Annotated in this window: 25 protein-coding genes; 18 read left to right on the top strand and 7 right to left on the bottom strand. The window is 61.6% G+C overall.

Annotated features, from left to right (window positions below; translation table 11 throughout):
* The first annotated feature begins 235 nt into the window (after window positions 1-235).
* From purC to AC1D0I_RS10370, 8 genes are all read left to right on the top strand, one after another.
* Window positions 236-1,030 (top strand): phosphoribosylaminoimidazolesuccinocarboxamide synthase, encoded by a 795-nt coding sequence (purC, locus tag AC1D0I_RS10405; RefSeq protein WP_095085488.1) that lies wholly within the window; start codon window positions 236-238, stop codon window positions 1,028-1,030.
* Between the two features lie 43 nt (window positions 1,031-1,073).
* Window positions 1,074-1,316 carry a phosphoribosylformylglycinamidine synthase subunit PurS gene (gene purS, locus AC1D0I_RS10400; protein ID WP_095085690.1) on the top strand — a complete coding sequence of 81 codons (243 nt, stop codon included), beginning with the start codon at window positions 1,074-1,076 and terminating at the stop codon, window positions 1,314-1,316.
* An 18-nt stretch (window positions 1,317-1,334) separates the two neighbouring features.
* On the top strand, window positions 1,335-1,589 hold the full coding sequence (locus AC1D0I_RS10395) for a hypothetical protein (protein WP_477228558.1): 255 nt from the start codon (window positions 1,335-1,337) through the stop codon (window positions 1,587-1,589).
* Window positions 1,590-1,628: 39 nt separating this feature from the next.
* A complete protein-coding gene (locus AC1D0I_RS10390) occupies window positions 1,629-2,180 on the top strand; it encodes an RNA 2'-phosphotransferase (protein WP_477394847.1) in 552 nt (183 codons plus the stop codon).
* Window positions 2,177-2,845, top strand: coding sequence for a phosphoribosylformylglycinamidine synthase subunit PurQ (gene purQ, locus AC1D0I_RS10385; protein ID WP_477228560.1), 669 nt, complete (start codon window positions 2,177-2,179; stop codon window positions 2,843-2,845). The genes AC1D0I_RS10390 and purQ overlap by 4 nt, the downstream gene beginning before the upstream one ends.
* Before the next feature lie 87 nt (window positions 2,846-2,932).
* Window positions 2,933-3,598, top strand: coding sequence for a glutathione S-transferase family protein (locus AC1D0I_RS10380; RefSeq protein WP_477394845.1), 666 nt, complete (start codon window positions 2,933-2,935; stop codon window positions 3,596-3,598).
* An 11-nt stretch (window positions 3,599-3,609) separates the two neighbouring features.
* Window positions 3,610-4,002, top strand: a complete 393-nt coding sequence (locus AC1D0I_RS10375; RefSeq protein WP_477394843.1) for a hypothetical protein — start codon at window positions 3,610-3,612, stop codon at window positions 4,000-4,002.
* A 4-nt stretch (window positions 4,003-4,006) separates the two neighbouring features.
* Entirely contained in the window at window positions 4,007-4,648 is a 642-nt protein-coding gene (locus AC1D0I_RS10370) for a Pr6Pr family membrane protein (RefSeq protein WP_477394841.1), read from the top strand.
* On the opposite strand, the gene AC1D0I_RS10365 is transcribed toward AC1D0I_RS10370, so the two are convergent.
* Window positions 4,649-4,933: a DUF1127 domain-containing protein gene (locus AC1D0I_RS10365; protein WP_477394986.1), complete on the bottom strand. Its 285-nt coding sequence runs from the start codon at window positions 4,931-4,933 to the stop codon at window positions 4,649-4,651.
* A gap of 94 nt (window positions 4,934-5,027) precedes the next feature.
* On the opposite strand from AC1D0I_RS10365, the gene AC1D0I_RS10360 reads away from it, so the two are divergent.
* From AC1D0I_RS10360 to AC1D0I_RS10335, 6 genes are all read left to right on the top strand, one after another.
* Window positions 5,028-6,446, top strand: coding sequence for an aminotransferase-like domain-containing protein (locus AC1D0I_RS10360; RefSeq protein WP_477394839.1), 1,419 nt, complete (start codon window positions 5,028-5,030; stop codon window positions 6,444-6,446).
* A 163-nt stretch (window positions 6,447-6,609) separates the two neighbouring features.
* Window positions 6,610-8,841, top strand: coding sequence for a phosphoribosylformylglycinamidine synthase subunit PurL (purL, locus tag AC1D0I_RS10355; RefSeq protein WP_477394837.1), 2,232 nt, complete (start codon window positions 6,610-6,612; stop codon window positions 8,839-8,841).
* Window positions 8,838-9,350: a hypothetical protein gene (locus tag AC1D0I_RS10350; protein WP_477394836.1), complete on the top strand. Its 513-nt coding sequence runs from the start codon at window positions 8,838-8,840 to the stop codon at window positions 9,348-9,350. The genes purL and AC1D0I_RS10350 overlap by 4 nt, the downstream gene beginning before the upstream one ends.
* A 135-nt stretch (window positions 9,351-9,485) precedes the next feature.
* Window positions 9,486-9,719 carry a BolA/IbaG family iron-sulfur metabolism protein gene (locus AC1D0I_RS10345; RefSeq protein ID WP_010909092.1) on the top strand — a complete coding sequence of 78 codons (234 nt, stop codon included), beginning with the start codon at window positions 9,486-9,488 and terminating at the stop codon, window positions 9,717-9,719.
* A 152-nt stretch (window positions 9,720-9,871) separates the two neighbouring features.
* Window positions 9,872-10,207, top strand: a complete 336-nt coding sequence (gene grxD, locus AC1D0I_RS10340) for a Grx4 family monothiol glutaredoxin (protein ID WP_095085430.1) — start codon at window positions 9,872-9,874, stop codon at window positions 10,205-10,207.
* 163 nt (window positions 10,208-10,370) lie between these two features.
* Window positions 10,371-11,615, top strand: a complete 1,245-nt coding sequence (locus AC1D0I_RS10335) for a multidrug effflux MFS transporter (protein WP_477394834.1) — start codon at window positions 10,371-10,373, stop codon at window positions 11,613-11,615.
* Between the two features lie 25 nt (window positions 11,616-11,640).
* Here the strand turns inward: AC1D0I_RS10335 and AC1D0I_RS10330 are convergent, their stop codons facing one another.
* The 4 genes from AC1D0I_RS10330 to AC1D0I_RS10315 form a co-directional block, all read right to left on the bottom strand.
* Complete coding sequence (locus AC1D0I_RS10330; RefSeq protein WP_477394832.1) at window positions 11,641-12,468, bottom strand: inositol monophosphatase family protein; 828 nt, start codon at window positions 12,466-12,468, stop codon at window positions 11,641-11,643.
* Complete coding sequence (ttcA, locus tag AC1D0I_RS10325) at window positions 12,458-13,351, bottom strand: tRNA 2-thiocytidine(32) synthetase TtcA (protein ID WP_095085421.1); 894 nt, start codon at window positions 13,349-13,351, stop codon at window positions 12,458-12,460. The genes AC1D0I_RS10330 and ttcA overlap by 11 nt, the downstream gene beginning before the upstream one ends.
* Before the next feature lie 153 nt (window positions 13,352-13,504).
* Window positions 13,505-14,122, bottom strand: coding sequence for a 30S ribosomal protein S4 (rpsD, locus tag AC1D0I_RS10320; protein WP_095085417.1), 618 nt, complete (start codon window positions 14,120-14,122; stop codon window positions 13,505-13,507).
* Between the two features lie 349 nt (window positions 14,123-14,471).
* Window positions 14,472-14,660, bottom strand: coding sequence for a DUF3008 family protein (locus tag AC1D0I_RS10315; RefSeq protein ID WP_457151355.1), 189 nt, complete (start codon window positions 14,658-14,660; stop codon window positions 14,472-14,474).
* A gap of 164 nt (window positions 14,661-14,824) precedes the next feature.
* Here AC1D0I_RS10315 and AC1D0I_RS10310 point away from each other — a divergent pair, with 164 nt between their 5' ends.
* Window positions 14,825-16,207, top strand: coding sequence for an RNB domain-containing ribonuclease (locus tag AC1D0I_RS10310; protein ID WP_457151356.1), 1,383 nt, complete (start codon window positions 14,825-14,827; stop codon window positions 16,205-16,207).
* Here AC1D0I_RS10310 and murI read toward each other — a convergent pair.
* Both murI and AC1D0I_RS10300 read right to left on the bottom strand, forming a co-directional pair.
* Complete coding sequence (murI, locus tag AC1D0I_RS10305; RefSeq protein WP_457151357.1) at window positions 16,204-17,019, bottom strand: glutamate racemase; 816 nt, start codon at window positions 17,017-17,019, stop codon at window positions 16,204-16,206. The genes AC1D0I_RS10310 and murI overlap by 4 nt on opposite strands.
* Window positions 17,012-17,938, bottom strand: coding sequence for an RNA methyltransferase (locus tag AC1D0I_RS10300; protein WP_477394829.1), 927 nt, complete (start codon window positions 17,936-17,938; stop codon window positions 17,012-17,014). Before AC1D0I_RS10300 ends, murI begins: the two co-directional genes overlap by 8 nt.
* Window positions 17,939-18,430: 492 nt before the next feature.
* Here AC1D0I_RS10300 and AC1D0I_RS10295 point away from each other — a divergent pair, with 492 nt between their 5' ends.
* From AC1D0I_RS10295 to AC1D0I_RS10285, 3 genes are all read left to right on the top strand, one after another.
* Complete coding sequence (locus AC1D0I_RS10295; protein ID WP_477394827.1) at window positions 18,431-19,411, top strand: right-handed parallel beta-helix repeat-containing protein; 981 nt, start codon at window positions 18,431-18,433, stop codon at window positions 19,409-19,411.
* Between the two features lie 440 nt (window positions 19,412-19,851).
* Window positions 19,852-20,829 (top strand): right-handed parallel beta-helix repeat-containing protein, encoded by a 978-nt coding sequence (locus tag AC1D0I_RS10290; RefSeq protein ID WP_477394825.1) that lies wholly within the window; start codon window positions 19,852-19,854, stop codon window positions 20,827-20,829.
* Window positions 20,830-21,171: 342 nt separating this feature from the next.
* The gene (locus AC1D0I_RS10285) at window positions 21,172-22,383 is read left to right on the top strand and encodes an NADP-dependent isocitrate dehydrogenase (RefSeq protein ID WP_477394823.1); all 1,212 of its coding nucleotides are present in this window, start codon (window positions 21,172-21,174) and stop codon (window positions 22,381-22,383) included.
* Window positions 22,384-22,401: the final 18 nt, after the last annotated feature.

Raw genomic sequence — 22,401 nt, 5'->3', positions numbered from 1 at the left:
ATATGTGTTGGGGAAGCACAAACCAAAAGGTCGCGAGCCGGTCAATACGCTTCGTTGCATGCTGCGCTGCGGCATTTCAGTCCCGAAAGCGGTTGATTGGAAGGATTTGCCGATTGAGCAAACGATGTGATTGGGATAGACCCGGCATTGAACCCTACAGTAGCCGCACTATTTCAGGCAGACGGACAGGAAATGGTCGATTGCCGCCTGTCTGGAACCCCAGAGAAAAAATCAGATGAAAAATCGCCGCCGCATTTATGAAGGCAAGGCCAAGATCCTCTATGAGGGACCCGAGCCGGGTACGCTCATCCAGTTCTTCAAGGACGACGCAACCGCGTTCAACAAGAAGAAGCATGAAGTCGTCGACGGCAAGGGTGTGCTCAACAACCGCATTTCCGAGCACATCTTCAACCATCTCAACCGGATGGGCATCCCGACCCACTTCATCCGCCGGCTCAACATGCGCGAGCAGCTGATCAAGGAAGTCGAGATCATTCCGCTCGAAGTGGTGGTGCGCAATGTCGCCGCCGGTTCGCTGTCCAAGCGCCTCGGCATCGAGGAAGGCACCGTCTTGCCGCGCTCGATCATCGAATTCTATTACAAGGCCGACGCTCTCGACGATCCGATGGTGTCGGAAGAGCACATCACGGCGTTCGGCTGGGCGAGCCCGCAGGAAATCGACGACGTCATGGCACTCGCCATTCGCGTCAACGACTTCCTCTCCGGCCTGTTCATGGGCGTCGGCATTCAGCTCGTCGATTTCAAGATCGAGTGCGGCCGCCTGTTCGAAGGCGACATGATGCGCATCGTCGTCGCCGACGAGATTTCGCCGGATTCCTGCCGTCTGTGGGACGTGGCGACGCATGACAAGCTCGACAAGGACCGTTTCCGCCGCGACATGGGCGGCCTCGTCGAAGCCTACCAGGAAGTTGCCCGCCGCCTCGGCATCATGAACGAGAACGAGCCGCCGCGCCCCACCGGCCCGGTGCTTGTTGCCTCGACCGATGGCGCCAAAGGCAAGCCGCACTGATAGCGGCTTGCGTCCCGATATTGAGAACAGGAGCATGTCCAGCGTGATCAAGGCCCGCATTACCGTCACCCTCAAGAACGGCGTGCTCGACCCTCAAGGCAAGGCAATCGAACACGCGCTGTCCGGACTGGGTTTCGGCGGCGTCGGCGCGGTGCGGCAGGGCAAGGTGTTCGACGTCGAGCTTTCCGAGACCGACAAGGCCAAGGCCGAGGCTGATCTGAAGGCCATGTGCGACAAGCTGCTGGCGAATACGGTGATTGAGAATTATAGTGTGACACTTACCTGAGGTTGTGTCGGAGGCACTATGTCGGAAGTCACGAATGAATTGATGTTCGAGCTTCTGAAGCGCGTGCATCACGAAATCGGTGAGCTTCGTCAGGATGTTTCCGAGACGAAACGGGAATTGAATGTGATGCGGGGCCACATGGTGGCAACGCAAAGCGATATCCACAATGTCTACGGCATTCTAGCCCGACAAGACGAGCGTCTTGAACGTATCGACAGACGTCTCGACCAGCGCGAACTTGCCGAAGCACAAAAGCCTTATGAGCCGACGTGACACCAGTTCGGCAATTGGGGCTGAAACCGCATTGCCGCCATGCCGAACGACACGCAGATTTCAAAATTCATGAGCCTGGTCCTGCGACACGCGCCGCAGGAGGCAGGACTGTCGCTCGACGAAAACGGCTGGGCCGATTTCGACGCGCTCTGCGCGGTCATCCAGTCGAAGTTCGGCGCATCGGTCGCCGATGTTGCACGCATCGTCGAAGAGAACCCGAAAAAGCGCTTTGCCACCGACGGCAATCGCATCCGTGCCTTGCAAGGCCACAGTCTCGATATCGATCTCGGCCTGCCGCCATCGGTGCCGCCCGACATGCTCTACCACGGCACCAAGGAAGAGTTTCTCCCCAGCATTCTCCGCGAAGGCCTCACCAGCCAGTCACGCCAGCATGTTCACCTGTCAAGGGACGTCGAAACGGCTCTGATCGTCGCCCGGCGTCGCAATGGAAAAAGTGTTATCTTGCAGGTCGACTCGGCAACCATGACGAAGGACGGGGCGTTATTCTTCCTCTCCGACAACGGCGTCTGGTTGACCAACCACGTTTCACCCCGGTATCTGGTTCAGATGCTCGAACGGGAATTGCCATGAAATCCGCCGTCGTCCTTCTGCCTGGCCTCAACCGCGACCGCGACATGATCGCGGCGCTGACCAAGATTTCGGGAAAGCCGCCGATCACCGTCTGGCAGACCGATACCGAAATCCCGGATGTCGACCTGATCGCCATTCCCGGCGGTTTTTCCTTCGGCGACTATCTGCGCTGCGGCGCCATCGCCGCGCGCATGCCGGTCATGCGGGCGGTTGCCGAACAGGCGGCCAAGGGCGTGATGGTCATCGGCGTCTGCAACGGCTTCCAGATCCTGGTCGAGGCCGGGCTGCTGCCGGGGGCGCTGATGCGCAACACGTCGCTGAAATTCGTCTGCCGGCAGGTCAAGTTGCAGATCACCAACGCCAACACCATGTTCACCCGCCGCTACCAGCCGGGCCAGATCATCCGCACGCCGGTGGCACATCATGACGGCAACTATTTTGCCGACGCCGACACACTTGCCCGCCTCGAAGGCGAAGGTCAGGTGGTGTTCCGCTATGCCGACGGCACCAATCCCAACGGCTCGATCAACGACATTGCCGGCATCATCAACGAACGCGGCAATGTGCTCGGCTTGATGCCGCACCCGGAAAACCTGATCGAAGCAGCCCACGGCGGCACCGACGGCCGGGCGTTGTTCGAGGGCGCGCTTGGCATTGCTGCCTGACATCATCAAGGCGAACAGCCTGAAAACAGCCGGACATTCCAGCCCATTTGATTGGGTAAGTCCGCTTCATGAGGGAGAGAGACGGTCATGAAACTCTATTCGCGGCCGTTGTCGCCCTACTCGTCGATCGTGCGGGCGCTGGCCTACATCAAGGATGTACCGCTCAAGATCATCGCGCCGCCGCCCRGTTTTCCGATCCCGGAAGAGTTTCGCGCCATCTCACCRCTCAACCGGATTCCGGTGCTGATCACCGGTTCGGGTGAAACGATCGTCGAATCGGTGGTCATCGCCGAATATCTCGAGGAGCGCTTTCCGGAACCGGCGCTGCTGCCGCCCGATTCCAAGGACCGTGCGCTGGTGCGCATGTTTGCCCGCATCACCGATCTCGACGTGCTGACCCCGACGATGAAGCTTTTCGAGCTTCATTTCGTGCCCAAGCGAAACAATGCCGAGATCGACGCCCAGTTCGCCCGCCTGCATCACGGGCTGGCGGCGATCGAGGAACGCATGGCGCAAGGCCCCTTTGCGCTTGGCAACGACATCAGTTTCGCCGATGCGTGGCTGACGCCGACGCGCTTCATCTTCAACAATTTCCGGGCCATGACAGGACGCCACGACCTGCTCGACGCCTATCCCAAATTCGATGCCTACGAACAGATCGCCTCGCAGCATCCGGCATTGTCGCGTGTGTGGGGCGAGATGACCGACGGGTTGAAGATTTTTCTGTCTGAACTTGAGATGGGTGCCGCTTGAGCAGGAGCAAGATGATCGCCTTGGTTGCCGCCGTAGGTTTCGCCCTGGCGTCCTGCCAATCGAGCCCGAAGAGCGCACCTGTCCCCTCGGGCAAAAGTGCCTCGTTGCTGGCCATGGAACAGGTGGCGATATCGGCTCACAAATGCTGGATCGCCAGCAAGGATCCGGCCTTCAAGCAATACCAGATGGCCAATGAGTTGAATTCGTTCAGCGGCACGCCGCGGTTCCTGCTGGTGCCGGCCAAGCACTATGGCGGCAAACCGTTGCTGGTCGTTCAGGCACAAGGCAATTCCAGCCGCGTCGACGTGTTCGGACCGCTGATGAACGACCCGCTCGGCGCGCGCATCGGCTCCGACATCGCCCGCTGGCAGGCGGGCAATCCCTCCTGCGCGGCGGCCGCATAGGGCAATGGGCCGGTTCCTGCAGATCGCGGGTCTGGTCATCGGTCTGGCCGGACTCGTCCTGCAGTTCTGCATCAGCATTCCGGCGTCGATGGAAGCTGGCCGCAGCCTGCTCGGTTCCATCATCTTCCTTTTCAGCTTCTTCACCATCCTGACCAATATCGGCGCGGTGCTCGTCCACACCTCGCTGCTGTCGTCCACCGGCTATGCATGGCTGCCTGCCTTCGCGGGATCACGGATGCGCGCGGGCATCGCTGTTTCGATCGCCCTGGTGTTCATCGTCTATGCGACGGTGCTGGCGCAGCTCTGGCAGCCACAGGGCCTGTTCCTGCTCTGCGACGTCCTCCTGCACTATGTGACGCCGGTGCTGTTCGTGCTGTGGTGGCTGGTCGCAGGCGCCGACGGTAGGACCAGATGGAGCGACATCTCATGGTGGATGCTCTATCCAGTGGCCTATCTGATCTATGCGCTGGCGCGGGCCCCGTTTGCCGGCGAGGTGCCCTACCCCTTCCTCGATGTCGCCAAGAAGGGCGCAGCCAGCGTCTCCATCTCGGCGGCCGCCATCACCGGGCTTTTTCTGGTGCTGTGCGTGGTCGCCGTCGTCGTCGACCACGGCGTTGCTCGCATCAGAACATCGAGCGTCCGTTAGTCAAGCGGACTCCGGTCCCGCTTGTTGGGATGGTGAGTCCCAGAACGGCCTGATGGCCTCGCGGTGGGCATCGCAGCGCGAGACACCGATATCCTTGAGCTGATCATCGGTCATCTCAAGCAATACCAGCCGGCTGCGCCGGCGCTCCAGCAGATAGTCGATCCATTTCGCCAGCGACCGGACCACATGCACCAGACGGCCGGCAAAGCCGCGCCGGCCCGATGGGCGTGTCGATTGACCCGATGACTCGGCTCTCGAATGGCTGATTGTCGCGATTGTATTCATTTTCTTTCTACCAGATTTCCAAATTGCACCCTTTTTTGGCGCCGATCTGATATGTATTGACTCACAATCCGGTGCAATATAGAAAATTGTCACCATGACAAATTGGCTTCCAGATCTCACCGCCGGCTCCGGGCCGCTGTATCAACGGCTTGCGGATTCCATCGAAACGGACATCGACCGGGGGGTGATCGATGCGGGGGCAAAGCTGCCGCCACAACGCGACCTCGCTTACGACATCGGCACCACCGTCGGCACGGTCGGCCGGGCCTACCAATTGCTGCGCGAACGCGGGCTGGTGAGCGGCGAAGTCGGGCGTGGAACCTATGTGCTCGGGCAGCGCGGCGATGATGCGAGGCCGAGCTCGCTGGCCCCAGACGTCACCGGCGAAGGCACACGCCACATCGATGCACYGCGCGGCAAGCTGCGTTTCRACAGCACGGCCGCGCCCGACATCGGCCAGGGCGCCATAGTCGCCGATGTCCTGACGCGCGCGGCGCAGGATTATCCGCATGAGATTTCAAGCTACACGCGGGATTTTCCGGACCGCTGGTACGAAGCCGGCGCCCGCTGGCTGTCGCGCAATTCGTTTCGCCCGAACGCCGACGCCATCGTTCCAACGCTGGGCACACATGCCGCTGTGATGGCGGCGATCGCAGCGCTGACAACGCCCGGCGATTATGTCGCCTTCGAGCACCTCACCTACTCGCAGATTTCCCGCAGCGCCGGCCTGATCGGTCGGCGCACCGCGCTGGTGGCGTCGGACGACCAGGGCATCGACCCGGCCGATTTCGAGCGCGTCTGCGCGCAAAAGCATCCCCGAATGATCTTCCTGATGCCGACGGCGCAGAATCCCACGCTGGTGACGTTGTCGGCAGCGCRCCGCGAGGCGATCGCGCGTGTCGCACGCGAATACAATGTCGTTCTCATCGAGGACGATCTCTACGGCAACCTGACTGATGATCCGACGCCGCTGCTGGCCGAATACGCGCCCGAACGCACCATTGTCGCCGGCGGCCTGTCGAAATCGGTCGCGGCGGGTGTGCGCGGCGGCTGGCTGTCCTGCCCGCCCGCCTATCGCCATCGCATCCGCGTCGCCCACAAGATGATGACCGGCGGCATGCCTTTCCTGCTGGCGGAGGTGAATACAAGGCTCGTGCTGTCCGGCCAGGCGGACGAGATACGCAAACGCAGTATCTCCGAAATCGGCGCCCGCATCGCGATTGTGCGCGAGACCTTGGCCGGGTTCGCGTTCAAGTCACACGAAAAGGTGCCCTTTGTCTGGCTGACCCTGCCCGACCCCTGGCTTTCCGGCACCTTCAAGAACGCCTGTCTCGAACATGGCGTGCTGATCGACGACGAGGACGAATTCAAGGCCGGCCGCTCCGAGCAGGTTTTCCACGGCGTCCGCTTCGGCGTTTCACAGCCGAGGCAGCGCAAGGACATTGCCGAAGGCGTCGCGGTCATCAGGCGTCTGCTGGATGAGGGCCGCGCCGGCTACGACAGCTTCTCCTGAGCCACAAGGCGTCTTGTCGCGAGGGATCGATACCTGCTCGGGATCGGTCTGCGGCTTTGTCCGGCTTTCGCGCGTTTTTCGTCGATTCATGGGGTGTATCGGCCGCAAGGCTTGCGATAAGACGGGACTCAAATCCCAACGCTCCGGATACAAACCGCCGCCCATGACCATTTCCAATTCCGTGCCGATCACCCCCGAGCTCATCGCCGCGCATGGGCTGAAGCCTGACGAGTACCAGCGCATCCTCGACCTCGTCGGCCGCGAGCCGAGCTTCACCGAACTCGGCATCTTCTCGGCTATGTGGAACGAGCATTGCTCGTACAAATCCTCGAAGAAATGGCTGCGCACCTTGCCGACCACTGGCCCGCAGGTCATACAGGGACCGGGCGAGAATGCCGGCGTGGTCGACATCGGTGACGGCGACTGCGTCGTCTTCAAGATGGAGAGCCACAACCATCCCTCCTTCATCGAGCCCTACCAGGGCGCGGCGACCGGCGTCGGCGGCATCTTGCGCGACGTCTTCACCATGGGCGCCCGGCCGGTCGCGGCGATGAATGCGCTGCGCTTCGGCGCACCTGACCACCCCAAGACCAGGCACCTGGTCTCCGGCGTGGTTTCCGGCGTCGGCGGCTACGGCAACGCCTTCGGCGTGCCGACAGTGGGAGGCGAGGTCAATTTCGACGCCCGCTACAACGGCAACATCCTGGTCAACGCCTTTGCGGCCGGCATAGCCAAGACAGACGCCATCTTCCTGTCGGAAGCCAAGGGCGTCGGCCTGCCGGTCGTCTATCTCGGCGCCAAGACCGGCCGCGACGGCGTCGGCGGCGCCACCATGGCGTCGGCCGAATTCGACGACAAGATCGACGAGAAGCGCCCGACCGTGCAGGTCGGCGACCCCTTCACCGAAAAGTGCCTGCTGGAAGCATGCCTCGAACTGATGGCCTCGGGCGCGGTCATCGCAATCCAGGACATGGGTGCGGCCGGCCTCACCTGCTCGGCGGTCGAGATGGGCGCCAAAGGCGATCTCGGCATCGAACTCGATCTTGACAAGGTGCCGGTGCGCGAAGAGCGCATGAGCGCCTACGAGATGATGCTGTCGGAAAGCCAGGAGCGCATGCTGATGGTGCTGCGTCCCGAAAAGGAAAAGGAAGCCGAGGCGATCTTCCACAAATGGGGCCTCGACTTCGCCATCGTCGGCAAGACCACCGACGATCTGCGTTTTCGCGTGCTGCACCAGGGCGACGAGGTCGCCGACCTGCCGATCAAGGATCTCGGCGACAAGGCACCGGAATATGATCGGCCCTGGGTCGAACCCAAGAAGCCGGCGCCGCTTGCTGCCAACGACGTTCCGCAGGCCGACGTCGCCGAGGCGCTGTTGAAGCTGCTCGGCGGGCCGGACCTGTCGTCGCGCCGCTGGGTGTGGGAACAGTACGACACCCTGATCCAGGGCAATTCGCTGCAGCTTCCCGGCGGCGACGCCGGCGTGGTGCGCGTCGACGGCCATGCCACCAAGGCGCTCGCCTTCTCCTCCGATGTGACGCCGCGCTATTGCGAGGCCGACCCCTATGAGGGTGGCAAGCAGGCGGTGGCCGAGTGCTGGCGCAACCTGACCGCTACCGGCGCGCTGCCGCTGGCGGCCACCGATAATCTCAATTTCGGCAACCCGGAACGGCCTGAGATCATGGGCCAGCTGGTCGGCGCGGTGAAAGGCATCGGTGATGCCTGCCGCGCGCTCGGCTTCCCGATCGTCTCCGGCAATGTCTCGCTCTACAACGAGACCAACGGCCAGGGCATCCTGCCGACGCCGACCATCGGTGGTGTCGGCCTGATCGCCGACTGGTCGAAGATGGTGCGCACCGGTTTTGCGGCGCAAGGCCAGATGATCCTGCTGGTCGGCGCGCCCGCTTCCTGGGGAACGCATCTCGGCCAGTCGGTCTATATGCGCGACATCCATGGGCGCAGCGACGGTCCCCCGCCGCCGGTGGATCTCGAGCATGAAAAGCGCGTTGGCGACCATGTGCGCGCGCTGATTGCATCCGGCATCGTCACGGCGGCGCACGACGTTTCCGACGGTGGCATCGCCGTGGCGCTGGCCGAGATGGCGATGGCGTCGGGCATCGGCGCCACGGTTCCCGGGCTTGTCGGCACCGACCCGATCCCGGTCTGGTTCGGCGAGGATCAGGGCCGCTATCTCCTGACGCTGTCGATCGATCCGGATAGTGATGAATGGGACGCCATTCGCAAGCAGCAAGGCGAACTCGGCATCTTCGCGCCGTGGATCGGTTCGACCGGCGGCAGCGCGCTGAAGCTTGGCGAGGCGCGGGCGATCCCGGTCGGCGAACTGAGCGCGGCGCACGAAGGCTGGTTCCCCCGCTTCATGGATCAGGCCAGTTGAGCAGACTGGCTGCCCGGGCACTGCTTGCAGTCGTTTTCTGGCCGTCGCTGTTCTTCTTCTGGTTCCTCGGGCCGTTCGTCCTGTTCCTGCTGTCAACGACCTCGAGCGAGGTTTGCGCGCGGCTGGAAACACGTGCCGAGTTCCTCGCTGCGGCCAACGGCACCATTCCGATGCTTGTCGTCCAGAACTTCATCTACGCGGTTCCGATCGTTTGCCTGGTGTTGTGGGGCCGCCTTGTGCCGGATCCGGCACGGGCAAGGCATATTGTCGCCTGCATCAAACTTTTCGCTGCGGCGATGGTCGTTGGAGCGCTGTGGGAATATGGCTCCTCGCTTGTCTGCGATGGCTACGGCCAGCCATTCTTCTCGCCCGCCTGGCAGATGACGAGCTATCTCCCCGTCGTCAGCCTGATCATCAACGTTCCGCTCTATGTCCTGGCCTTCAGCCTTGGCCGGGCCTTTTCGACGCGCGAGGATGTGGGCGAGGACGAAGCACGCCCACCAGCCTAAGTCTGCTTCTGAGGCCCCAGGACCTTCTTGCCGGTGGCAAGGACTGAACGGCTTCAATCCGGACCCGAAAGGCTTTAGGCTCACCCGACTCTTATCTTAAGGCCGATCATCGGCCGCTCGAAACAGGATTTTGCCATGGCAATGGATGCCCACGACATCGAAAAACTGATCAAGGACGGCATTCCGGACGCCAAGGTGACGATCCGCGATCTGGCCGGTGACGGCGACCACTACGCGGCCGAAGTGGTGGCCGAGAGCTTTCGCGGCAAGAGCCGCGTCCAGCAGCACCAGATGGTCTATGACGCGCTGAAGGGCAACATGGGCGGCGTGCTGCATGCGCTCGCCCTGCAGACAAGCGTTCCCGACTAACCCGCACCAGAACAAGACCGCTTGGCCCAAAACGGCCCATCATTTGCGCCATTTCAGCTAGGGCACGGCTAACGTCTTGTTTCGAGCAATCGTTGGGTTTATTTGAAAGGTATGTTTCGAGCCTGACTCCCACAGGCGGGAAAGGATATTTTATGAGCGGCATCAACGACTACATCGACAATGAAGTGAAGGGCAACGACGTCGTCCTTTTCATGAAGGGCACGCCCGGCTTTCCGCAGTGCGGATTTTCCGGCCAGGTCGTCCAGATCCTCGACTATATCGGCGCCGACTACAAAGGCGTGGACGTGCTGACCTCGGCCGAGCTGCGCCAGGGCATCAAGGAATACTCCAACTGGCCGACGATCCCACAGCTTTACGTCAAGGGTGAATTCGTTGGCGGCTGCGACATCATCCGCGAAATGTTCCAGGCAGGCGAACTGCAGACGTTCCTCGTCGAGAAGGGCGTCGGCGTAAAAGGCGCCGCCTGATTTCTGTTTTTGCATGAACTGAAAATCGACGTCGATTTTCGGTTCATGCACCAGGCGCCCGGGCAGCCCCACCTCGGCAATTTTTTTGTCCCGGATACCGGGACCAAGACGAGCCAATGCGCCGGCCCGCCGGCGCGTTTTCGTTTGAGAGATCGGACTTGCCGTGGACCAGCCAACAGCAGCGCCGCTATCGGCAAGCAAACTGCCCATTCCGCGCTGGGAGTTCATCGCGCTGTGCGCCGCGCTGATGGCGCTGAACTCGCTGGCCATCGACATCATGCTGCCGGCCCTACAGCAGATCGGCGCCTCGCTCGGCGTCGAGAATGAAAACCATCGGCAATATGTCATAACAGCCTATATTCTAGGCTTCGGCGGCGGCCAGCTCTTTTTCGGTCCGCTCTCGGATCGTTTCGGACGTCGTGCACCGCTGGTTGCCGGGCTGGTGATCTATGTCGCCGCGGCTGCGGCGGCCGCTGTTGCGCCAAGCTTTGAAACACTTCTGCTGTGCCGCGCCGTGCAAGGCATTGGCGCTGCCGCCACACGTGTCATCGCCATCTCGATCGTGCGCGATACGTTCGACGGCCGTCGCATGGCCGAGGTGATGTCGCTGATCTTCATGGTGTTCATGGCGATACCCGTCATTGCGCCGGGGATCGGCCAGTTCATCATGCTGTTTGCAAGCTGGCATTGGATCTTCGTCACCATGGCTGTCGGCGCCCTGATCGTGTCGGCGTGGTCGCTGCTGCGCCTGCCCGAGACGCTGCATCCGGAGTATCGCAGGCCGCTGACGGTTTCATCCGTCGTCGGCGGCTTCCGCATCGTGCTGACCAACCGCATGGCGCTCTGCTACGCCTTCGCCAGCACGTTCATCGTCGGCGCCATGTTCGGCTTCATCGCTTCGGCGCAACAGATCTATGTCGACGTCTTCAACGTCGGCGAGATGTTCCCGGTGATCTTCGCCGGTGTCGCCGGCGTGCTCGCTTTTTCCAACTATTTGAACTCACGCCTTGTCGGCCGCATCGGCATGCGCCGACTGTCGCAGAGCGCACTGCTGCTGTTTTTGACCATCAGCCTGGTCTGGCTGGTGGTTTCCCTGGAAATGAAGATGCCGCTCTGGCTGTTCATCACCCTTTTTGCCAGTGCCATGCTTCCGTTCGGTGCACTCGGCGCGAATTTCAATGCGCTGGCCATGGAGCCGCTCGGCCAACTGGCCGGCACGGCGTCATCCATACTGGGCTTCATGCAGACCTTTCTCGGCGGCATTCTCGGCACGCTGATCGGCCAGGCCTTCAACGGCACGGTAACGCCATTGGCCGCCGGCTTCTGCAGCGTGTCGGTGGCAGCGCTTCTGATGATCCTGATCGCCGAACGCGGCAAGATGTTTCAGCCACACAACCCGCCGGTTTGAGGCGACCTGCACGGGAGCGGTGCGGCTACTCAGCCCAGAGTTCGTGACGCAGGACCTGCCAGCTTTCCCTATCCGGAGCGACAAGCAGGCCACCGCCAACATGCGACGGCAGATAGGCGCTGCCGTCGAAACGCGCGGCGTGGCCGCCGGCCTCGACATGGATCAGCACACCGGCTAGATGATCCCACGGCATCAGGTTGTTGTAGACGACGAAATGGGCATGGCCGCTGGCCAAGAGGCGATATTCGTGTGCCGCACAGCGATAGGCGAATTGCGACAGGATCTTGGTCTGGTTGCGCGCCAGCCGCGACCGCTCCGGTTCGGGCATGTATTGCCAGGAGACCGAGCCGGTCATTTCCGAGATCGGCGCAGGCGCCGCGACATGCACCTTCTCAAGGCTGCCATGCGCGTGCCTGATATGGCTGCCGGCGCCCTTGGCGCCGATCAGCCAGTCCTTGCCGACCGGATCGTGGATGATGCCGGCAACCGTCTCGCCCTTGACCACCACCGCCAGCATGACGCCGAACAGCGGCACGCCGGAGGCGAAATTGAAGGTGCCGTCCACCGGGTCGATGACGAAAGCAAGATCGGCATCGCCCAAACCATCAAGCAGCGCCGGATTGTCGGAACAGGCTTCTTCGCCGACCACCATCGCCGAGGGATAGCGCTCGCGCAGCGTGGCGGTGATGAGGCGCTCGGCATTGACGTCGGCCTCGGTCACCAGGTCGGCGGCCGAGGTCTTCTGCCGGATGTCACCCTCCCCCAGCCTGCGAAAGCGCGGCATGATCTCGACCTCTGCCGCCTCGGCCAGAATGCTGGACAGCCAGTCGATCGCGGTGTCGTCAAATGTCATTGGAAACATCTTGCCTGGTGGTGAGGGTGTCGTTGAGAGCGGCGAAGTCGAACAGTTTTCTGTCGAGCAGGTGCGACGGCCTGGTGTTGGACAGCGCGCGGATCATGGTGTCCTTGCGGCCGGGCATGCGCTTTTCGATATCCTCGAGCATCGCCTTCATGGCGTTGCGCTGCAGGCCTTCCTGACTGCCGCAGAGATCGCAGGGAATGATCGGGAACCGCATCGCCGCGGCGAACTTCTCGAGGTCGGTTTCGGCGCAGTAGCTCAGCGGCCGCAGCACCATGACGTCGCCCTCGTCGTTGAGCAGTTTCGGCGGCATGGCAGCGAGACGGCCGCCATGGAACAGGTTCATGAAGAAGGTCTCCAGAATGTCCTCGCGATGGTGGCCAAGCACCAGCGCCGAGCACCCCTCTTCCCGCGCGATGCGATAGAGATGGCCGCGCCGGAGACGCGAGCAGAGCGAGCAATAGGTGCTGCCCTCTGGCAGCTTGTCGGTGACGACGGAATAGGTGTCCTGATACTCGATCCGGTGCGGTATGGCGTGGCTGTCGAGATAGTCCGGCAGGATGTGTTTGGGGAAATTCGGCTGGCCCTGGTCCAGGTTGCAGGCCAGCAGATCGACAGGCAAAAGCCCGCGCCATTTGAGATCGAGCAGAACCGCGAGCAGCCCGTAGGAATCCTTGCCGCCCGACAGCGCTACAAGCCAGCGCTGGCCGGGCTTGACCATCGAGAAATCCTCGATCGCCTGACGGGTGAGACGCAGCAGCCGCTTGCGCAATTTGTTGAACTCGACCGAGGACGGCACATCGGCAAACAGCGGATGGAAGCCGCCTTCGCCGTCGGCAATCGGTTCAAGCGTTTCGATGTCTGGCAGCATGTTCATGGCATGTCGCTTTCAGTGGACCGGTCATCGTTTCAAGGAAACTCCAACCGCTCTATCACTTTGTTTGGAGCGCCCGGATTAGCGGACATGGCAGACAAAGAAAAGGCCGCCTCGATGGGCGGCCTTTGGATGGTGTCGCAAAATGGGTTTCGCTTAGCGCGAATAGAACTCGACGACGAGGTTCGGTTCCATCTGCACGGCGAACGGAACGTCAGCCAGGCCGGGAATGCGCGAGAAGGTCGCGACCATCTTGTTGTGATCGGCTTCGATGTAGTCCGGCACGTCGCGTTCGGCCAAGCCCACCGATTCCAGAACGATGACCAGCTGCTTCGACTTTTCGCGGACTTCGACGACGTCGCCCGGCTTGCAACGGAACGAGCCGATGTTGACGCGCTTGCCGTTGACGTTGACGTGACCGTGGTTGACGAACTGACGGGCGGCGAAAATGGTCGGCACGAACTTGGCGCGGTAGACGACCGCGTCGAGACGCGACTCGAGCAGGCCGATCAGGTTCTCGGAGGTGTCGCCCTTGCGGCGATCGGCCTCTTCATAAACCTTGCGGAACTGCTTTTCCGAAACGTCGCCATAGTGACCCTTCAGCTTCTGCTTGGCGCGCAGCTGCAGGCCGAAATCGGAAAGCTTGCCCTTGCGGCGCTGACCATGCTGGCCGGGGCCGTATTCACGCTTGTTGACCGGGGACTTCGGGCGGCCCCAGATATTTTCGCCGAGACGGCGGTCGATCTTGTACTTCGCGGATTCGCGCTTGCTCATCGCATTCCCTTTTCAAAACAACACACCCGGAACCTCATGGTCCGGGTGAAGGAAACGCGCCCTCCTCTGGCCTCCGTTTTCGAGACCTGACAGGGTTTTCCCACGCAACGCGGCGGAAAACCCACGGGACACGTCATTTCAAACAAGATCGGAAACGACTAGGCATCCTGATCCTGCGCATACAAAACAAACACCGGACATCGCTGCCCGGTGGTTGTGACGGCTGGTTAAACCGAGATTCAACCGGTGTCAAGCTTGTGACTGGCATAGGGCCCGGCGACGAGATACCCGTTTTCCTGCGTAGATGCAGTGCACTTTGGTGCAGCTTCCAGACGACACGCGACCAGGGTCAGCTGTCCGACTTCTTTTCCGGCAGTCCCTTGCGCTTCGTCTCGGCGAACTCCTCGAGTTGCTTTTCGCTCATCGATTCATACATTCCCTTCGAAGCGCCTTTGAGCTCGCTCTTCTTGGTCTCGCCGCGCTTGGCCGACAAAGCGGCGCCGGCAGCTTTCTGCTGGGCTTTCGAGGTGGCTGGCATGGCTGTTTCTCCGTTGCTTTCAGAAGAAACGCCCCGGTTTGGTGACGGTTCCAGTCCCGGTGGCTCGGTTCCCGGCCCGCTGGTGCCAGTTCGCCACCTATTCAGGCTTGGCGATTCTCGTTGGCAGCCTTCCCGTGTATGGAACCCCAGTGTAGGACGGCTGGATGAAGTCTCTGACCGATCCCTCACAAGCTCTCTCCACTGGCCTGGCGAAAATCCGCACCGAATTCCACGTGCCAGATAGATTTCCGGTAGTCGTCGTGGCTGCCGCGGAGGCGGCGGCCAAACGTGTGCCCAACCAGCATGCCGATCGAACAGCGATGCCCTTCGTCACGCTCGATCCGACGAGCTCCACCGATCTTGATCAGGCGTTCTCAATCGAGGCGAGCGGCGGCGATCTTCTGCTGCATTACGCCATTGCCGACGTAGCCTGGTTCGTCGAGGACGGTGACGCGATCGATCTCGAAGCCTGGACGCGGGGCGAGACACTTTACTTGCCGGACGGCAAGGCCGGGCTCTACCCGCCGGTAATTGCCGAGGGTGCAGCGAGCCTGCTGCCGGATGGATCCCGGCCGGCGGTTGTCTTCACGGTCCGGGTTGCGCAGGACGGTGCGACGAAGTTGGACGGCGCGGAGCGGGCAATCATTCAAAGCCGCGCGAAGCTCGCCTATGACAGTGTGAAGCCCTCAGACGTTCCGGCCGGCTTCGCCGAAATGGCGCGACGCATGGCAATGAACGAAGAGCGTCGTGGCGCTTCGCGCGTCGACCCACCCGAGCAGGAGGTTGAAAGGCTCGCCGATGGTACATTCCGGCTTTCGTTCAGACCGCTGCTGCAATCCGAGCAAGACAACGCCGCGCTTTCGCTGGCTGCAAACATGGCGATTGCCGACGCCATGTTTGCGCACCATACCGGGTTATTTCGGGTGATGTCGGTGCCAGATGCTTTCAGGGTGCAAAGACTGCGCAGCGCGGCACAGGCTCTCGGGCTGTCTTGGCCGGCCTCCACAAGCTTGCGTGACTATCAGCGAACCCTTGACCCGACCGATCCGCAACAGGCGGCGCTGATGCTGGAAATCCGCCATGCAAGCGCCGGCGCATCCTACCAACCCTATAAGGAAGGTGTTGTGCCTTGGCATGAGGCGATGGCAGCGACCTATGCCCATGCAACGGCGCCACTCAGGCGACTGGCCGATCGCTACGTCGTGCGCTGCGCGCTGGCCATCGCCAATGGCCAGCCGGTGTCCCAGGCTGTCACCGACGCGTTCGCCAGATTGCCGCAGGTAATGGGGCGTGCGGATAGCCATGCTTCGCAGATCAACCACGCGGCTATCGACCTTGCCGAGGCGGTGATGCTGAAGGGACGCGAGGGCGAGACGTTCAAAGCTGCTGTCACCGACGTCGTCGACCATGGCGTGCGCGTTCAGCTTGCCGACATGCCTGTCGTTGCCAACGTAAAGGCCTCCGGGCTTAGACAGGGCGACGATCTGACGCTAAGGCTGATCTTGGCCGATCCAGATCAACGCAGCATCGTCTTCGAACCTGTTTAAGTGGGAGACGTTTCCGCCGCCATCTGGCTCACGACCAGCCCGAACCCCTGCATCAGCCGGCTGGTGGCGAAATCCACCTTGCCGGAGGTGAAGACCGCAATGTCAGGCTCACCCACCGGCAATGGCCCGTCGACCGGCGCCAGCAGCGACATGGCGCGGCGGGCGATCGCTTCGGCCGGATCGATCCAGTCGACCGGCCAGGGCGCGGTCTTGCGCATGCGATTGGCCAGGAACGGATAGTGCGTGCAGCCGAGCACGACGATGTCGGTGCGGGCGCCGTCCTTCTCGACGAAGCAGGGCGCGATCTCCTGGCGGACGATCTCCTCGTCGACGAACCCCTCGCGCATGTAGATTTCCGCCAGCGGCGCCAGCCGGTCCGAGCCGACGAGCCGCACATGGCATTTCTGCGCCCATTTGCTGATCAGGTCGCGCGTGTATTGACGCTTGACCGTGCCTGGTGTCGCCAGCACCGAGACGAGGCCTGAGCGCGTGCGCTCGGCGGCCGGCTTGATCGCCGGCACCGTGCCGACAAAAGGGTGACCGGGAAATTTCTCGCGCAACGCGTCGATCACCAGTGTCGATGCGGTGTTGCAGGGGATGACCGAAATCTCGGGCTGGAATTTTTCCAGCAGCGCGCCGAACAGGCCAAGGATATGGGCGTTGAGGGCCGGCTCTTCCCAGGCGCCATAGGGGAAGGCGGCATCGTCGGCGACATAGACAAAGCGGCGGTCGGGCATCAGCACGCGCGCCTCGCGCAGCACGGTGAGGCCGCCGATGCCGGAATCGAACATCAGGATCGGCCGCTCAGTCATTGTCGGTTCCCTTTCCGCCGAGCGGCGGCATGTCGTCGTCCTTGCCGGTGCCGTCTGCCTTGCCTGCCAGGCGATCGCCTTCCGCCTTGCGGGCGCGCGCCACGGCCGCCGGCAAGCGTCTTGGATCGTCGCCCGGGGAACCCTCGCCACGCGGCATCGCCGGTGAAAACCTGTCCAGCGACGAAATGATACCGCGCAGCACCTTCAGCTCCGGCTCGGCGAAACCGGCACGCGTCAGCACGGCGCGCAGATTGTCGACCATCTTCGGCTTCTTCGGTGCGGGGCGGAAATAACCGCGCGCTTCCAATGCGCCTTCGAGATAGGCGAACAGGCCGTGCAGCTCTTCCTTGCTTGCCGGCTTCATGTCCGGACCGGAGAAATTGGTTTTGGTCTCGTCTTCCAGCCCGGACTTCATCCACTCGTAGGACATCAGCAAGGCCGCCTGGGCGATGTTGAGCGAGGAGAAATCGGGATCGACGGGAAAGGTGACGATCTCGTCGGCAAGGCCGACCTCGTCATTGTAAAGGCCGAAGCGCTCGCGGCCGAACAGGATGCCGATGCGCTGCCCCATCGCGTGACGGGTCCGGAGCACCCTGCCCGCTTCCACCGGGCCGCGCACGGATTTGAAGCCGTCGCGCTGCCTGGCCGTGGTCGCGAAAACAAAGTTCAGATCGGCGAGCGCCGAGGCCAGGTCGTCGAACACCTTGACGGCGTCGATGACATGGTCGGCGCGGCTGGCGGCCGCGCGCGCCTTCTCGCTCGGCCAACCGTCGCGAGGGTTGACCAGGCGCAGTTCCGACAGGCCGAAATTGGCCATGGCACGCGCCACCATCCCGATGTTCTCACCGAGCTGCGGCTCGACGAGGATGATCGCCGGGCCAGCGGTCGTGAGGCCGTGCTGAAAGTCCGTTCCGGTCATGTTTTCCAGGTGATTGCGCCACGAAGTCTCCGCGTCGTGCCATATCGATGCGGCTTTTTGAAGAGTTATCCGCCACTTGGCCGACAAATAGCCTTGTGCCGTCCCCTCGGCAGATTGGCGGGATGCGGCATCGCGCTCTGGCCTCTACCAAAAGACATTCGACCTCGTTGCTGCGTGACGGCTCGACCTGGCGCCCCAAACCACCGGCAAATGGAAACACGGGGGCTCGCTGTTGCTATTGACGATATTTCCCATTTTTAGAAATCATCTACGATCCGAATGCATATTTATTTACGATGACGCATCGCGTCGGTGGAAAATCAAATTAGAAAAAGGTAATCTCCCGCCCGCTTGGGTCCAGCGTGTATTGACGAATGGTATTGAGAAGACGGAGCGTGTCTTGCACACTCCCGTCATCTATTTATGCCCCAAGCATTTCATCATGGATTTCAACGGCCGACGCAGGCGTTGGCCAAAATCTAGGAGGGGCAAATGAAAATCGTACGGTTTTTCCTTTCACTCGCCGTGTTGCTTGCAGCGTCAGTCTTCCTGATCGCGCCAGCTTCCGCGCAGGCGACACGGACGTGGGTTTCCGGCGTTGGCAATGACGCCGATCCGTGCAGCCGAACCGCACCTTGCAAGACGTTTGCCGGTGCCATCTCGAAGACAGCGACGGCCGGCGAGATCAACTGTCTCGATCCGGGCGGCTTTGGCGCGGTCACCATCACCAAATCCCTCACCATCGACTGCAGAAACACTGAAGCCGGTGTGCTTTTTACGCTCGGCACGAACGGCATCATCGTCAACACGCCCGCCGGCTCGATAGTGCATCTCCGCGGCCTCGATCTAGACGGTGTAGGCACAGGCGCCGACGCCGTGCGTATGCTTGGTCAAGGTCAACTGCATATCGAGGACTGCAACATAGAGCGGGTGACCAGCAATGGCGTCGAATTCGCCGCCAACGCGAACAGCGAACTCTACATAAGCAACACGCGGATAGCTGAGGCAGGCGCCGAAGGTGTTCTTATCAAATCGTCCGTGGCTGCTGGTATCAACGCCATCCTTTCAAGAGTGGAAATCACCAACAGCGGCAGCGGCATTCTTATCGACGGCACGGGCAATACAGTGGCCATGAACCTGACGCTGACCAACAGCCTGATCAGCGGCAACACCGGCAACGGCGTGGTGGTCAAATCCGTCGCAGCGGCATCGCCGGTGCGCGCGACGATTACCGGCAACACGATCAGCGCCAATGCCGGCGCCGGCGTCAACGCCAACGGTGCGGCTGCCAGCGGCAACGGAAGCGCCATCGCCTTTCTCGGCGGATCGACGATCTTCGGCAATGTCACCGGGGTCAGCAATACCGGGAGCGGCGCCGTCCAGTCGTTCAAGAACAACATGATCGCCGGCAACGTAACCGACGGCACGCCGCTCACCGCCTTCCCGGGCCCTGGCGGTACGCCGCTGCAATAAGCGACGACAGCCTGCGCGGTAGCGTGAACAAAGGCGATGCCGGCTGCCTCAAGGGATAGGCGGCATTGCCTCTTTGTTCCCGACTGCCATAGCAGGAGCCTGCGTCTTCCGCTGCCCGGTTGCACCGCTCGACCATGGCGGCCCAAGCCGTCGACAAATGGACCCGCCCTGTGCTCGGTGCCGGCATTGACGATATTTTCCATTTGTAAAAATCATCAACGATCCGAATGTATATTTATTTACGATGACGCGTCGCGTCACTGGAGAATCAAATTAGAAAAAGGTAATCTCCCGACCGCTTGGGTTTTCAAAGTGTATCGACGGTTGGTATTTCGAAGATGGAGTGTGTCCTGCACGCTCCCGTCGTTTATTTATGCCCCAAGCATATCGACACCGGTTTCCATGGCCGACGAGGCGTTGGCCAAATCTAGGAGGGGCAATTGAAAATCTTACGGTTTTTCCTTTCACTCGCTGTGTTGGCTCTGGCGTCAGCCTTCCTGATTGCGCCAGCTTCCGCGCAAGCGACGCGGACGTGGGTTTCCGGCGTTGGTGACGACGCCAATCCGTGCAGCCGAACCGCACCGTGCAAGACGTTTGCCGGTGCCATCTCGAAGACGGCTACGGCCGGCGAAATCAACTGTCTCGACCCGGGTGGCTTTGGCGCGGTCACCATCACCAAATCCATCACCATCGACTGCAAAACGACGGAAGGTGGTGTGCTTGCGTCCCTCGTGAACGGCATCATCGTCAACACGCCCGTCGGCTCGGCGGTGCATCTTCGCGGCCTCGACATAGACGGTGTAGGCAATGGCCTCGACGGCGTGCGGATGGTTGGCCAGGGTCAGCTGCATATCGAGGACTGCAACATAGAGCGGATGGGCGGCAACGGCGTCGAATTCGCCGCCAACGCCAACAGCGAACTCTACATAAGCAACACGCGCATAGCCGAGTCAGGCGCTGAAGGCGTTCTCATCAAATCGTCCGTGGCTGCTGGAATCAACGCCATCCTTTCGAGGGTGGAAATCACCAACAGCGCCAGTGGCATTCTTGTCGACGGCACCGGGAATACCGTTGCCATGAACCTGACACTGACCAACAGCCTTATCAGCGGCAACACCGGCAACGGCGTGGCGATCAAGTCCGTCGCCGCGGCATCGCCGGTGCGTGCGACGCTGACCGGTAACACGATCAGCGCCAATGCCGGCAGCGGTGTCAACGCCAACGGTGCCGCTGCCAGCGGCAACGGAAGCGCCATCGCCTTTCTCGGCGGATCGACGATATTCGGCAATGTCACCGGGGTCAGCAATACCGGGAGCGGCGCCGTCCAGTCGTTCAAGAACAACATGATCGCCGGCAACGTAGCCGACGGCACGCCGCTCACCGCCTTCCCGGGCCCTGGTGGTGCGCCGCTGCAATAAGCGACCGCCGCTTCCGCGGCAGCATCAAACAAGGCGATGCCGGCTGCCCCATCAGGGGCAGTGCGGCATCGCCTCTTTTTGTTCGATTGCCAGAGCGGTTCACCGTTTCACGGAAACGCCGAACCGCTCTATCTTTTTGTTTTATCGCAATTCCCTAAGGGAAAGCGCCACGCGCTTTTCCCGAGAAAATCGCTCCACACTTTTCCTGGAATTGCCCCGGCAGCAGCCTGCGTCTGCATCGTCCCGGTTTGCACCGCTCTGATCGCTTTGCTATAGGCGAAGTCCCTACTCTGGCGAGGTCTGCCCCGCCATCACCCAACTGTTGAACGAGGCATTCTTTCCATGGCGAAGATCAAGGTGGCGAACCCGGTCGTCGAACTCGACGGCGACGAGATGACCCGCATCATCTGGCAGTTCATCAAGGACAAGCTGATCCACCCTTATCTCGACCTCAAGCTTGAGTATTACGACCTCGGCATCGAGCACCGCGACGCCACCAACGACCAGGTGACCATCGATTCGGCCAACGCCATCAAGAAATACGGCGTCGGTGTGAAATGCGCGACGATCACGCCCGACGAGCAGCGCGTCGAGGAATTCAAGCTCAAGAAGATGTGGAAGTCACCGAACGGCACCATCCGCAACATCCTCGGCGGCACCATCTTCCGCGAGCCGATCATCATGAAGAACGTGCCGCGCCTGGTGCCGGGCTGGACCAAGCCTATCATCGTCGGGCGTCACGCCTTCGGCGACCAGTACCGTGCCACCGATTTCCGCTTTCCCGGCAAGGGCAAGCTGACGATCAAGTTCGTCGGCGAGGACGGCAAGGTCATCGAGCACGATGTCTACGATGCGCCGGGCGCCGGCGTCGCCATGGCCATGTACAATCTCGACGATTCGATCCGCGAATTCGCCCGTGCTTCGCTGAACTACGGCCTGCTGCGCAACTATCCGGTCTATCTCTCGACCAAGAACACCATCCTCAAGGCCTATGACGGGCGCTTCAAGGACATCTTCCAGGAAGTCTACGAGGCCGAGTTCGAGGCCGAGTTCAAGTCGAAGAAGCTGTGGTACGAGCACCGKCTGATCGACGACATGGTGGCSTCCRSCCTGAAATGGTCCGGCGGCTATGTCTGGGCCTGCAAGAACTATGACGGCGACGTCCAGTCCGATACCGTTGCGCAAGGGTTCGGTTCGCTTGGCCTGATGACCTCGGTGCTGATGACACCGGACGGCAAGACGGTGGAAGCCGAAGCCGCGCACGGCACCGTCACCCGCCACTACCGGCAGCACCAGAAGGGCGAGGAGACCTCGACCAATTCGATCGCCTCGATCTTTGCCTGGACGCGCGGCCTCGCGCACCGCGCCAAGCTCGATGACAATGCCGAACTGAAGCGCTTTGCCGAGACGCTGGAAAAGGTCTGCATCCAGACGGTCGAGAGCGGTTTCATGACCAAGGACCTGTCGCTGCTGATCGGCCCCGACCAGCCCTGGCTCTCGACCACCGGCTTCCTCGACAAGATCGACGAGAACCTGCAGAAGGCGATGGCCTGACCAGGCAAGACCCGGGAG

The organism is Mesorhizobium sp. P2_D1 (assembly GCF_056404455.1).
This window is presented reverse-complemented; position numbering and strand designations above follow the sequence as displayed.

Bases quoted from the DNA above. Each gene is read 5' to 3' on its own strand.
- purC (WP_095085488.1), top strand. From the start codon at position 236: ATGAAAAATCGCCGCCGCATTTATGAAGGCAAGGCCAAGATCCTCTAT.
- AC1D0I_RS10395 (WP_477228558.1), top strand. From the start codon at position 1,335: ATGTCGGAAGTCACGAATGAATTGATGTTCGAGCTTCTGAAGCGCGTG.
- AC1D0I_RS10390 (WP_477394847.1), top strand. From the start codon at position 1,629: ATGCCGAACGACACGCAGATTTCAAAATTCATGAGCCTGGTCCTGCGA.
- purQ (WP_477228560.1), top strand. From the start codon at position 2,177: ATGAAATCCGCCGTCGTCCTTCTGCCTGGCCTCAACCGCGACCGCGAC.
- AC1D0I_RS10375 (WP_477394843.1), top strand. From the start codon at position 3,610: ATGATCGCCTTGGTTGCCGCCGTAGGTTTCGCCCTGGCGTCCTGCCAA.
- AC1D0I_RS10370 (WP_477394841.1), top strand. From the start codon at position 4,007: ATGGGCCGGTTCCTGCAGATCGCGGGTCTGGTCATCGGTCTGGCCGGA.
- AC1D0I_RS10365 (WP_477394986.1), bottom strand. From the start codon at position 4,933: ATGAATACAATCGCGACAATCAGCCATTCGAGAGCCGAGTCATCGGGT.
- purL (WP_477394837.1), top strand. From the start codon at position 6,610: ATGACCATTTCCAATTCCGTGCCGATCACCCCCGAGCTCATCGCCGCG.
- AC1D0I_RS10345 (WP_010909092.1), top strand. From the start codon at position 9,486: ATGGCAATGGATGCCCACGACATCGAAAAACTGATCAAGGACGGCATT.
- grxD (WP_095085430.1), top strand. From the start codon at position 9,872: ATGAGCGGCATCAACGACTACATCGACAATGAAGTGAAGGGCAACGAC.
- AC1D0I_RS10330 (WP_477394832.1), bottom strand. From the start codon at position 12,468: ATGACATTTGACGACACCGCGATCGACTGGCTGTCCAGCATTCTGGCC.
- ttcA (WP_095085421.1), bottom strand. From the start codon at position 13,351: ATGAACATGCTGCCAGACATCGAAACGCTTGAACCGATTGCCGACGGC.
- rpsD (WP_095085417.1), bottom strand. From the start codon at position 14,122: ATGAGCAAGCGCGAATCCGCGAAGTACAAGATCGACCGCCGTCTCGGC.
- AC1D0I_RS10315 (WP_457151355.1), bottom strand. From the start codon at position 14,660: ATGCCAGCCACCTCGAAAGCCCAGCAGAAAGCTGCCGGCGCCGCTTTG.
- AC1D0I_RS10310 (WP_457151356.1), top strand. From the start codon at position 14,825: ATGAAGTCTCTGACCGATCCCTCACAAGCTCTCTCCACTGGCCTGGCG.
- murI (WP_457151357.1), bottom strand. From the start codon at position 17,019: ATGACTGAGCGGCCGATCCTGATGTTCGATTCCGGCATCGGCGGCCTC.
- AC1D0I_RS10300 (WP_477394829.1), bottom strand. From the start codon at position 17,938: ATGACCGGAACGGACTTTCAGCACGGCCTCACGACCGCTGGCCCGGCG.
- AC1D0I_RS10295 (WP_477394827.1), top strand. From the start codon at position 18,431: ATGAAAATCGTACGGTTTTTCCTTTCACTCGCCGTGTTGCTTGCAGCG.